We start from the raw sequence: 11,340 nt of genomic DNA, 5'->3' as shown, positions 1-11,340 counted from the left end.
CTTCCAGAGAGACCATATGGTTGAAGTGCCCATTCCATTAAGACAAGGATTGAAACCCAGCCAGCCCAAGCCTCAGGAGGCGGACTGCTTGCATGTTGAAGTGCCCATTCCATTAAGACAAGGATTGAAACAAAGGTTGTCCCACTTTGCAGCAATCGCATTTCCCAAGTTGAAGTGCCCATTCCATTAAGACAAGGATTGAAACCCCAAAAGGGCCACCCAGGCTATCCCCCAGAGGGCAAGTTGAAGTGCCCATTCCATTAAGACAAGGATTGAAACATGAATGAAATCCATATTTACGTGTGACGTGATGAGCAGTTGAAGTGCCCATTCCATTAAGACAAGGATTGAAACACTCGGGATAGTGGCGATCCCGGCCAAGGAATTGTTGTTGAAGTGCCCATTCCATTAAGACAAGGATTGAAACCGTCGTGGTGATTGCGCATAACAACCTCCATGCAGCCAGTTGAAGTGCCCATTCCATTAAGACAAGGATCTTACCTCGCTTCGCTCTTGGCATTTCAATCAAATCAATCTAATCAATCATACAATCAATTCAGTCCCTCTGCGTCTCTGCGGGAGGCCAAAACCTGACACGTGACGCATGGTCCACCCCCAATCCAATCAATCTATTCAATCATCCAATCAATTGACTTTTCACTGTCGACTGCCGACTGACCACTTAACCATTTGTAAGTTTTAATTTTTAGCTGACAAACTGAGCTTTTTTATCTGAAGTGTTTCATATTTCCAAAAAAAGGAAGCGAAATATGAAAAAACTTGATTCTCAAAAACAAAATCCGTTAATTGCATCACGAGGTTTATCTATAATGTGCCGCTGTCCTTTAAAAATTATGTCAGATATATTTGATGATTAATTATGATCCTACGGAGTTTTGAATGAATTATACTAAGATTCTCCTGGTGCGTCTGCAATATCCCAAAGGTTTTTTTGTCCCTGAAGATATTCCAAGAATCCGGGCTTATTTATCCCATGTTTTTCCTGCCTATACCCCGATCCATAATCATACGCCCACCGGTAATTACCGGTATGTCTACCCGGAAATCCAGTACAAATTCCTCGATGGGGCGTTGAATATTGTTGGACATAGCATTGGGGCTGCTATCCTGAAAGAGATTTTTCAACAGGTGGATAAGGTTAAAATCGGCCATAAACTGAGGAATCTTCCGGAAAAAGAGATCCAGATTTACCAATCCCGTGTGGGAATGGCCCCGGAAGTCTATGCCTACCGCTTTGTCACCCCCTGGATGGCCCTGAATCAGAAAAATTACTACAAAATACTCAAACGGCATGTCGAAGACTGGCATCCATTTCTTGAGCGAATTTTATGGGGAAATCTCCGGGCCCTGGCTCATGGCTTTAATCTCTGGCTTGAGAATCCGGAAAAGATCCGGGTCCATGGGATGTTTATTAAGGGTCAGTCCGTGTTTAAAGAAAAGCATGTCATAACATTCACAGGAACATTTAAAACCAATTTCTACATTCCACCCGGCCTGGGTATTGGTAAACAGGTGGCACGGGGATTTGGTGCCGTGGATGCGGATTTAAACCGTTAGCAGGGAGCAAAAACCAGCAGAATCATGCATACAATGCTTAAACGGAAGGTATGTCAACATCTACAGATGGAGAAGAAAGAATGATACATGCCATGAAAGAAATCGGGAAAAGCCTGGCTGCCCGACAAACACAACAAAATTCTCTTGAGCTCCTGGTTGAAGATGCCCTGGACAAGGGAAAATATCCCCATCTTATCATGATCCGATATGAGAAAAGGGAAAAAACCTGGCAATACAAGGACGTACGGTATCAACCTCTCACATCCCGGATGAAGTTTAATATTCTCTATAAAAGAGGGTCATCAAACGGACAGGATTTAACACCTACCTGTAAAATGACAAAACTTAAAAAGACGTTTCCCAATAAGTATGTCGCATGGTTTAAGACCAACCAAAATTATGATACCTTTGATGAAATATCCCGGCGAATGATCCGGGAACTGTATGAGGCGACAAAGAATCAGGAGGAATCAATCTTTCAGGATATCCAGGCCAATCTTGATGAAATTCAGGATGGCAAAGGCGCTGTACTTACACCGGTTTTTGTTGAAAATGATTCAACCGTGAAATTTTTGGGCGATTTCTCTTTTTTTCAGGATTTTCTCCTGGATTCTACGTTAAAAAAATTCAGGTATTCTCAAACTGCAAAGACCTATTCCTTAGAAAAACATAAAGTCTGTGCGATTTGCGGAGAAAATGCTGCTGAAGTCTTCGGCTTTTTTACGGATTTAAAATTTTACAACCTGGACAAGCAAGGAATGATAACAGGAGGCTTTGACTACAAAAATGCCTGGAAAAATTATCCCGTCTGCAGATCCTGTGCCTTTGATGTGCGAGGGGGCTTTGCCTATATCTGTGACCACTTGGATTTTACATTTTACGGTCATAGATATTACCTGATTCCTAAAATGAATAATCCATCGGAGTATCCATCAATCCTTAAGGCTCTGGAAACGTATAAGGAGCAGAGTTTCAAAGAAAAAGACATTCACCGAATCACCCGGGATGAACACGACTTATTTAATTATATCAAAGAGCTTAACGATAATTTAACCTTTGATCTGTTTTTTTATTCCCGACCACAGAAGGATGTCTTGAGAATTCTCCTGCTGATCGAAGATGTTTTACCCTCACGGATTGCCAGGCTAATAAAGGCCAAATCGCAGGTGGATTCCCTGGAAATATTTAATCAGTGGACCAGAAAAGATGGGAAGCCACTGGTATCCTTTGATTTTGGTATTTTGAGAACCTTTTTTCCAAAACCGGACAACATGGAAAAGGATAAATCCTTCCTGGAAATAACCCAGAAAATATTCCAGGGAAGAAAGATTGATCAATTACTGATCCTGAATAAAATCATGCAGAAAGTCCGTTCAGAATTTGTCAACTCCGACCTCAGGCAGAATTTTGCAAGTCCTGAAAAGTTTTCTGTGATGAAAGGTTTTATGCTTCTTTTATACCTGACGGTTTTAAACCTTTTTGATAAACAAGCGGAGGTAATGATAATGGATAAGACAATGAATTTTCCGGATATTCAAACGAAGGAAGAATTTCCGGAAAAGCTGGATGAATTCTTTACCAGGTTTAAAAATTTCTTTCCCGATCCGGCTCGCCGGGCAACGTTTTTATTGGGGGTACTCACACGGTTCCTTTTAAATATTCAAAGCCGGGAAAAAGATGGAGCCACACCCTTCAGATCGAAATTAAAGGGACTGAAAATGAATGCCTTTGATGTAATCGGGCTATTCCCCGAGATCATTGAAAAGCTGGAACAGTACAAAAAAAACTACTATGGTCCGCTGGAAACCTATATATCCAAAACATTATTGGAAGCAGGCCACTATTCCGGATGGCGTATCCCCCAGGATGAACTCAACTTTTTGTTTGTCCTGGGAATGAACCTGAGTTCTTATTTTAAAATTCAAAGTATAAGGGAGGAAGATAACAATGAGTGAAATCACACAACGACGGGAAATTCTCTTTTTGTATGACGTGGAGAATAATAATCCCAACGGCGATCCCAATGATGAAAACAAGCCCCGCATCGACGAAGAAAACGGCCGGAATCTTGTGACGGATGTTCGTCTGAAAAGGACAATCCGCGATTATCTGAAGGATTATAAAAACCAGAATATTTTTGTCCAGGAAATTGTCTTTGAGGATGGGACGATTCAGGACGGTAAAACCCGGGCAAAAGACTTTGGAAAGACCAAAAAAGAGATTCTTGAAAATGTCTTGGAATCATGTATTGATGTGCGCCTTTTCGGTGCCACCATTCCCCTGGATAAAGATAGTATTACTCTGACCGGCCCTGTCCAGTTTAAAATGGGGAAAAGTCTTCATGCTGTAAAAACAGTGCTGATTAAAGGAACGGGTGCCTTTGCAGGTAAAGAAAAAGCAAAACAGAAAACATTCCGTGAAGAATATGTTTTACCCTATTCCCTGATTGGTTTTCACGGAATCATCAATGAAAATGCAGGCAAACACACCCGGTTGACAAATGAAGATGTTGATCTGCTGAAAGAGGCACTCTGGAAAGGGACAAAAGATTTGATCAGCCGGAGTAAATTCGGTCAAATGCCCCGCCTGTTACTGATAGTAAAATACGCTGAACCCAATTTTTATATCGGAGACCTGGACAACATGGTCCGTTTAATACCGAAGAATTCCCGAAGGGAAGAAGAAATTCGCCGGCCGGAAGACTATACACTTGATGTGACCGAACTGTGGAAACAATTGGAAAAACACCGTGACAAAATTGAGACAATAGAAATTGCTGTGGATCCTAAAATAACCGTAACGTCCGACGGTGAAACGGTTTCTTTTGAGTCACTGGAATCGTATGAAAAACTGTCCTTCTGATAGAAGGTGACATCATGGAAAAACTGCTTCATTTTCAATTGCGGGGTGATTACGGTCATTTTAAAAAATATTATACAACCACATCACCCCTTACATTTGAAATTCCTCCGCCACCAACGATCATGGGCATTATTTCTGCCGTGATTGGTCTGGATAAGCGGCAATATCTACACTCTTTTGAAAATCCGGAGGAGTATAAACTGGCCATCCACATTAAATCTCCCGTGAAAAAAATCCGCATGACTCTCAATTTGATTGATACAAAAAAACACTTCTGGCGAATAAAAAACCGGACACAAATCCGTACGGAATTTGTCAAAGATCCCAGATATGACCTTTATTTTTGGCACCAGGATACACACCTGTATAACACTCTGAAAGAACGGCTCGAAACACATACCTCTGTATATACTGTTTCATTAGGTCTTAGTCAGCTTTTAGGAGATATTCAGTTTATAGGGGAAAAAGAGGTGATTATGAAAAAAGGAGAGGGGATTGTCCCTGTCCTGTCAGTCATCCCCCGGTGGAAACAAATCGTGAAAGATATTGAGTATCCGGAAGGTTCGGAAATTTTCTCTGTTAATTATCCTTTACACATGACCCCCGAACGGGTTGTGGACGACAGGGATGATATCCTTTTTGATCGCAACGGTCGTGCCATCGATTGTTTTCCTCACGCATATTATCATGTGGAGACAGGAGAAAATATTGTCTTCTTCTGAGTGTTATGCCCGTCCGGGAGAATTGTTGATTATCCACAGTAAACGTGTCGCAGAGGGCATGCTGCATCGTTTACATGAATCCGGCGGGGTATTCCCCGAAGATGCATCTCTGTCTTTTTGGGAAAAAATCGCGTGTATTATTGGCATGACCCATGATTTAGGCAAGGCAACACGCTATTTTCAGGCTTATCTGATATCCCCGGAAGATAAGAAAGAAGAGATTAAAAACAGGCCCGAAACCCACCACAGCCTGTTATCGGCCCTCTTTACATACCGGTTAACCGAACAACTGATGGCTCATGATCCGTCTGAATATCAGGGCGAGTATGCTGAATTCCTTCCCTTTTTTACTTTTTGGGCTGTAAAAAAACACCATGGTTCTCCTGGTCATCCGGTACAGGATGAATTGAGCACCCCTCACTTTGATGTTATCCCCAGGCAAATCAAAGCTCTGAATATGGATGTAATATCCGATCATGTGAATGCTTGTCATCAACAACTATTGTCTCTATCAGCCTCTATACCTATTCTTCCTGATACTGTGGAAACCTGGATCCATGAAATATTTGAAAACCAGATGAATCCAAAATCCATCCGGTATAAACTCAGCCGTTTTTATCCCTCTGATGAGAAGGGATACTTTCTTATGACCTATTTTTATTCATTGTTGTTGTATGCTGATAAAAATTCGGTGATTTTTTCTCATCATGTGCCGGACAGACCAGACATCAGTCCAACGATAGTGCACGATTACAAGAAAATGATTTTTGGCAGAGCGGTGAATGAGATGGATCACATCCGGGAATCAATTTATTCAGATGCCCTTTCCAGCACAAACAATGTGGATATTCAAAAGGTTAAAAGTTTTAGTCTGAATATTCCCACGGGTACGGGAAAAACGCTGACTGGCCTGGCAGTAGCCCTGACATTACGGGAAAGAATCCGGGATGTTGAAGGATATACACCACGGATTATTTATGCCCTGCCGTTTATGAGTATTATTGATCAAAATTTTCAGGTATTTCAGGATGTATTTCATGACCCCTCGTCACGCATTCTGTTAAAAAACCATTCCATGGCTGATTTGTTCTATAAGGAAGAGGGGACCGATGAAGAACATGATGTGAATGAATCCCGTTTTCTGATTGAAAGCTGGGATTCAGAAATCATTGTAACAACATTTGTCCAGATTTTTCATACCCTTTTATCCAATAACCACCATTCCCTGAAAAAATTTCACAAATTTGCCGGTTCTATTCTGATATTGGATGAAGTTCAAAGTTTACCCCTGAAATACTGGGGACTGGTTCGCCTGATGATTAAGGGAATGATGCGATATTTGAATACGCGCATTATTTTTATGACAGCAACTCAGCCAGAACTGTTGAAAAGAGAAGAAAACTATGAATTGGTCCCACGGAAAGATCAATACTTTTCCCGCTTGAATCGTGTGACTCTGAGCTTTCATCCGGAAACAGTATCCCTTAAAGTATTTGCGGATATGTTAAGTGAAGAAATTGAAAAAACGGAAGATTCTATTCTGGTCATTTTAAATACCATTGGTGAGACGCTGATTTTATTTGAAGAAATGCAACGTCGTTTCCCCGATTTAAAGAAAGAGTACCTGTCCACCAATATCATTCCCCTTTCCAGGCAGGAGCGCATTGACCGGATCAGGAAAGATCCATCCATCCGTTTAGTGATCACAACCCAGCTTGTGGAGGCGGGAGTTGATCTGGATATGGATCAGGTCTGGCGTGATTTTGGGCCACTGGATACAATAAACCAGGCAGCTGGTCGCTGTAACCGTCATGGCACTAAATCTGAACAGGGTAAAGTAAAAATATTCAAAATCATCGATGAAAAAGGCAACTTCTATTATAAACGCATTTATGGTGAAAATCCCTTAGGTATGATATTAACGAAGTCCATTTATAAAACCAGACACACGATTGAAGAAAAAGATTTTTTGCAATGTATTACAGAGTATTACGCCGCGATTCAGGAGGGAATGGAACATCCTTCAGGGGATTATTTCATTCAGTCTGTCCAATCCCTGAACTATCCGGATATTGGCCGGTTTACCCTGATAGATGATAGAAGCTATTATCAGGGGGATCTTTTTGTTGCTATAGATTCTAAAGCAGAAGCTATTTGGCATCGATTTTGTGATATCTCCGTGATGGCGGATCCACTTGAAAAATACAATGCTTTACATAGTATCAAAAAGGATCTTTACCGGTACATCATTTCGGTGCCGTACCGGTATTTGCAGACAACACAACGCGGTATTCATTATTTACCCTTGAAACGCGTGCCGGATCATTACGACAGCATTACCGGGTTCAGGCGGTCTGTGACATTTTCCGAAGAAGAAGAGGCCTTTATCTTTTAATGGTGCTATTTTTGTAAGGGCTGGTTGTCAGCCGACATGGCTTTCCCATAGAATCGTGACATATTAATTTAGTTATAAAGGAGGATTGGATGCATCTGGTGATCAATACATATGGGACATTTTTGCGGAAGAGTGGTGAAATGATAGAAGTTTCAGGAAAGGATAAGAAACAGCGACTCCCCGTGAAAAAAATATCGTCACTAGTCATAGGGACCGGTGTTCATATCAGTACAGATATTGTAGAATTGGCACTAAAAAATAACATAGACATTGTATTCCTGGACAAATTTGGTAATCCATACGGTCGTTTTTGGCATGCCCGGATGGGAAGTACCACACGGATTCGGCGCCGTCAGCTTGAATTGAGTCTGCATCCTGACGGGCTTCACTTTGCCCTGCAATGGATGACGCGCAAATTGGATAACCAGATTGCTTTTCTGCAGGAGATGTCTTTAAAACGGACCCGTCTATATGGAGATATCATGCAAAGCATAAACGGGTTGAAAGCGTATCGTAAGGAGATATCGATACTAAGGGGCAGCCTTGAGGAGGCGCGGGGACGGATATTTGGACTGGAAGGAAGTGCCGGGCGCTTGTGGTGGACTCAGTACAGTGCATTATTACCCAAAGCATATCAGTTTTTAGGAAGAAGCCGTCAACCGGCAAAAGATGAAACCAATGCCCTGCTTAATTACGGATATGGTGTGATGTACAGTCTGGTTGAAAAAGCTGTCATTTTAGCCGGACTGGATCCCTTTATTGGATTTATTCATACAGATAATTATAACAAAGTCAGCCTTGTATTTGATGTCATTGAACAGTACAGGATTTGGGTGGAAGAGGCGGTCTTATCTCTTTTCAGCAAGCGGTTGATGAAGAAGGAATATTTTACCTCGCTGGTGAATGGCATATCCCTGAATGAAGAAGGAAAACGGATTTTTATTCCTCATCTTTTTGAATATCTGGAAACACCCCGTCGGTACAGAGGACGGGAGGTAAGTCGTAAAGACCAGATACAATTGGACATGTATGCCACGGCCCGCCAGATATTACATATTAAAATAAATCATCAGGAAAAGGCAGATGAAACATGATGAAAACCTCACATGGGTTATTTACGACATATCTAAAAACAAGGCCAGGCGAAAAATTGTGAAAGCCACGGAGGAGGCAGGGTTGTACCGGGTACAGAAATCGGTCTTTCTGGGATCAATCAACAGGGCGAGCCTGGATGAAATGGTTTTAAAGGTTAAAGAGTGGCTTAACGAGGAAACAGATAGTTTATATGTCTTTCCCATGTGTGAGGCGGATTTTAAGAAGATCATTCTGCTTGGACAGGCATTTGACAAGAAAATGGTCACGGATGACATCAAATCGTTATTCTTTTAGGGGGATGATGACCATGAATTTTAAAATAACACCCTCCCATCTTTTAAGTTACTATTTTTGTCCCCGTTTTATCTGGTTTATGTACGTGCTTTCCATACCGGAGTATGAAGAACGGCGGTTCAAGGTTCAAAAAGGCAAGGAAATTCATGAGAATCGGCAAAAAAACAATCCGGATTATTTATGGAAAAAGCTGGATGTAGTAAAGCGGTTTGGTGCAATGGAATTAAAATCAGAGAAAGAACATTTAAGTGGGGTCCCTGATGATATTGTTGAGCTGAAAGATGGGAGCCTGGCGCCGGTGGATTATAAATGGGCGGTTTATCCTGATTTTGTTTATCCGGGGCATCGGATGCAGATTGGTGCGTATGGTGTATTAATTGAAGAAATTTATCACAAGCCGGTCCGTTGTGGATTCATTTTTTACATTCGTGATGGGTCAAGGGTTGTGGATGTAAAAATTACTGATCGCTTAAAACAAAAGGTTCGGGAATCTACAGAAAAGATTGTAACCATCATCCAGGGAGAGGAAATGCCGGATGTGGCAGGCAGAAAAATCCGTTGTTTGGATTGTACCTACAGAAATATTTGTGTCTTGTAGGGAAGAGTCATGGCATCGGAAAAAAATCCATTCTAATGCCGTTATATACTTGAAATGAGATCTGAAAAAGCATATATTTTTTCCACAATCATTTTTGCTGAGGGAAAATTATTTTCACCGTAACTGCTCATTGACAATAAGGGATTGATAATCAACAGGTTACAGGGATCAAAAGCGTGCAAAACAGGCCAAAAACGGGGCAAAAAGCGATGTTTCACAGGGCAAAAACGGCAAAATTAAGCCAAAGTCGACATGAGTTAAGTTCAGTAAAAACAAGAGATTAGAAAGAATTAGCTGTTGAAGTGCCCATTCCATTAAGACAAGGATTGAAACACCGACCCGTATAATCCATTAATACGGGCGTGGGCTCATGTTGAAGTGCCCATTCCATTAAGACAAGGATTGAAACAGGAAGCCAAGAATGTTGAAACATTTGCAGTGCCTTTGAGTTGAAGTGCCCATTCCATTAAGACAAGGATTGAAACCTCAGTATAGCCCTGTAAAACTCAGCGCCGAAAATAGTTGAAGTGCCCATTCCATTAAGACAAGGATTGAAACCCGTCTCATCAATGAACTTCTCACGATTAAATTTGTTGAAGTGCCCATTCCATTAAGACAAGGATTGAAACGTGCATGGCATTAAACGCCCCCGATACTTCGCCTATTGTGTTGAAGTGCCCATTCCATTAAGACAAGGATTGAAACCCCCAATTGCAGAAGAGTGTGGGCAAAGATATCCGGGTTGAAGTGCCCATTCCATTAAGACAAGGATTGAAACTCGAAACGGGAAAGAATTGGACTATGCCTATGTCGGAAAGTGTTGAAGTGCCCATTCCATTAAGACAAGGATTGAAACAGGATGCGGGCATCGGTCCTGGCGTTTTTGTATAACAGTTGAAGTGCCCATTCCATTAAGACAAGGATTGAAACTTTTTAAACACGTGAAAACCTGGTGCATAAAATTGGTTGAAGTGCCCATTCCATTAAGACAAGGATTGAAACATACACGCACAGGTCTTCTCCCTCGTTTAAATAGTCACCGTTGAAGTGCCCATTCCATTAAGACAAGGATTGAAACAAGACCTTTGGGGGAATATATGGCAATGGCTCGATGGGCGTTGAAGTGCCCATTCCATTAAGACAAGGATTGAAACAAGACAACCGGAAAGTCGCATATATGTACGATAAGCTAGTTGAAGTGCCCATTCCATTAAGACAAGGATTGAAACAACAAATCTTTTGACCGTATAATATCTTCCGGAGAAATGTTGAAGTGCCCATTCCATTAAGACAAGGATTGAAACCCCGGTCCTTTGGATTTACTTTATTAAACCCGACAGGTTGAAGTGCCCATTCCATTAAGACAAGGATTGAAACACAAATGGACGGGTTTCTGCTTTGGAAAATTTCAAGGCGTTGAAGTGCCCATTCCATTAAGACAAGGATTGAAACGTTGAGTCGTGAGGGGATAATCTTTTGATTCAGCTGTTGAAGTGCCCATTCCATTAAGACAAGGATTGAAACATTGCATGACCAAGATAAATGGTTCAAAGCAGGAAGTTGAAGTGCCCATTCCATTAAGACAAGGATTGAAACCGTATGAGAAGGGCTTAACCCCAGACACAGAGCTCAATGTTGAAGTGCCCATTCCATTAAGACAAGGATTGAAACATCTCTGTTTTTTCGTCACCTTGGGAGTCTATAATAACGTTGAAGTGCCCATTCCATTAAGACAAGGATCTTACCTCGCTTCGCTCTTGGCATTTCAATCAAATCAATCTAATCAATCATACAAT

The 11,340-nt window shown here is 41.5% G+C and carries 8 protein-coding genes and 2 CRISPR repeat arrays; all 8 genes read left to right on the top strand.

Annotated features, from left to right (window positions below; all coding sequences use genetic code 11):
* Positions 1-19 precede the first annotated feature (19 nt).
* Positions 20-502: direct repeats of the CRISPR family, unit length 37 nt; unit sequence GTTGAAGTGCCCATTCCATTAAGACAAGGATTGAAAC.
* A gap of 398 nt (positions 503-900) precedes the next feature.
* The 8 genes from J7K63_02745 to cas4 all read left to right on the top strand — a co-directional run bounded on the left by J7K63_02745 (position 901) and on the right by cas4 (position 9,544).
* A complete protein-coding gene (locus tag J7K63_02745) occupies positions 901-1,578 on the top strand; it encodes a hypothetical protein (protein ID MCD6233944.1) in 678 nt (225 codons plus the stop codon).
* A 50-nt stretch (positions 1,579-1,628) separates the two neighbouring features.
* Entirely contained in the window at positions 1,629-3,533 is a 1,905-nt protein-coding gene (locus tag J7K63_02740; GenBank protein MCD6233943.1) for a TIGR02556 family CRISPR-associated protein, read from the top strand.
* Positions 3,526-4,440: a type I-B CRISPR-associated protein Cas7/Csh2 gene (gene cas7b, locus J7K63_02735; GenBank protein ID MCD6233942.1), complete on the top strand. Its 915-nt coding sequence runs from the start codon at positions 3,526-3,528 to the stop codon at positions 4,438-4,440. Before J7K63_02740 ends, cas7b begins: the two co-directional genes overlap by 8 nt.
* A gap of 14 nt (positions 4,441-4,454) precedes the next feature.
* Positions 4,455-5,162, top strand: coding sequence for a type I-B CRISPR-associated protein Cas5 (gene cas5b, locus J7K63_02730; protein ID MCD6233941.1), 708 nt, complete (start codon positions 4,455-4,457; stop codon positions 5,160-5,162).
* Complete coding sequence (cas3, locus tag J7K63_02725; protein ID MCD6233940.1) at positions 5,149-7,557, top strand: CRISPR-associated helicase Cas3'; 2,409 nt, start codon at positions 5,149-5,151, stop codon at positions 7,555-7,557. Before cas5b ends, cas3 begins: the two co-directional genes overlap by 14 nt.
* An 89-nt stretch (positions 7,558-7,646) precedes the next feature.
* The gene (cas1, locus tag J7K63_02720) at positions 7,647-8,651 is read left to right on the top strand and encodes a CRISPR-associated endonuclease Cas1 (protein ID MCD6233939.1); all 1,005 of its coding nucleotides are present in this window, start codon (positions 7,647-7,649) and stop codon (positions 8,649-8,651) included.
* The gene (gene cas2, locus J7K63_02715) at positions 8,641-8,946 is read left to right on the top strand and encodes a CRISPR-associated endonuclease Cas2 (protein MCD6233938.1); all 306 of its coding nucleotides are present in this window, start codon (positions 8,641-8,643) and stop codon (positions 8,944-8,946) included. The genes cas1 and cas2 overlap by 11 nt, the downstream gene beginning before the upstream one ends.
* 13 nt (positions 8,947-8,959) lie before the next feature.
* Entirely contained in the window at positions 8,960-9,544 is a 585-nt protein-coding gene (gene cas4 / locus J7K63_02710) for a CRISPR-associated protein Cas4 (protein MCD6233937.1), read from the top strand.
* A gap of 296 nt (positions 9,545-9,840) precedes the next feature.
* A CRISPR array of direct repeats spans positions 9,841-11,290; the repeat unit is 37 nt; unit sequence GTTGAAGTGCCCATTCCATTAAGACAAGGATTGAAAC.
* Between the last annotated feature and the right edge of the window lie 50 nt (positions 11,291-11,340).

This window comes from Candidatus Neomarinimicrobiota bacterium (assembly GCA_021157965.1).
In the GTDB taxonomy this organism is placed as follows: domain Bacteria; phylum Fidelibacterota; class Fidelibacteria; order Fidelibacterales; family Fidelibacteraceae; genus Fidelibacter.
The sequence above is the reverse complement of the archived record's forward strand: the minus strand, read 5'-3'. Positions and strand labels throughout refer to the sequence as shown.

Excerpts from the sequence above, each read along its gene's own strand:
- cas5b (MCD6233941.1), top strand. The coding sequence starts at position 4,455 with ATGGAAAAACTGCTTCATTTTCAATTGCGGGGTGATTACGGTCATTTT.
- cas2 (MCD6233938.1), top strand. The coding sequence starts at position 8,641 with ATGAAACATGATGAAAACCTCACATGGGTTATTTACGACATATCTAAA.
- cas7b (MCD6233942.1), top strand. The coding sequence starts at position 3,526 with ATGAGTGAAATCACACAACGACGGGAAATTCTCTTTTTGTATGACGTG.
- J7K63_02740 (MCD6233943.1), top strand. The coding sequence starts at position 1,629 with ATGTCAACATCTACAGATGGAGAAGAAAGAATGATACATGCCATGAAA.
- cas4 (MCD6233937.1), top strand. The coding sequence starts at position 8,960 with ATGAATTTTAAAATAACACCCTCCCATCTTTTAAGTTACTATTTTTGT.
- J7K63_02745 (MCD6233944.1), top strand. The coding sequence starts at position 901 with ATGAATTATACTAAGATTCTCCTGGTGCGTCTGCAATATCCCAAAGGT.
- cas1 (MCD6233939.1), top strand. The coding sequence starts at position 7,647 with ATGCATCTGGTGATCAATACATATGGGACATTTTTGCGGAAGAGTGGT.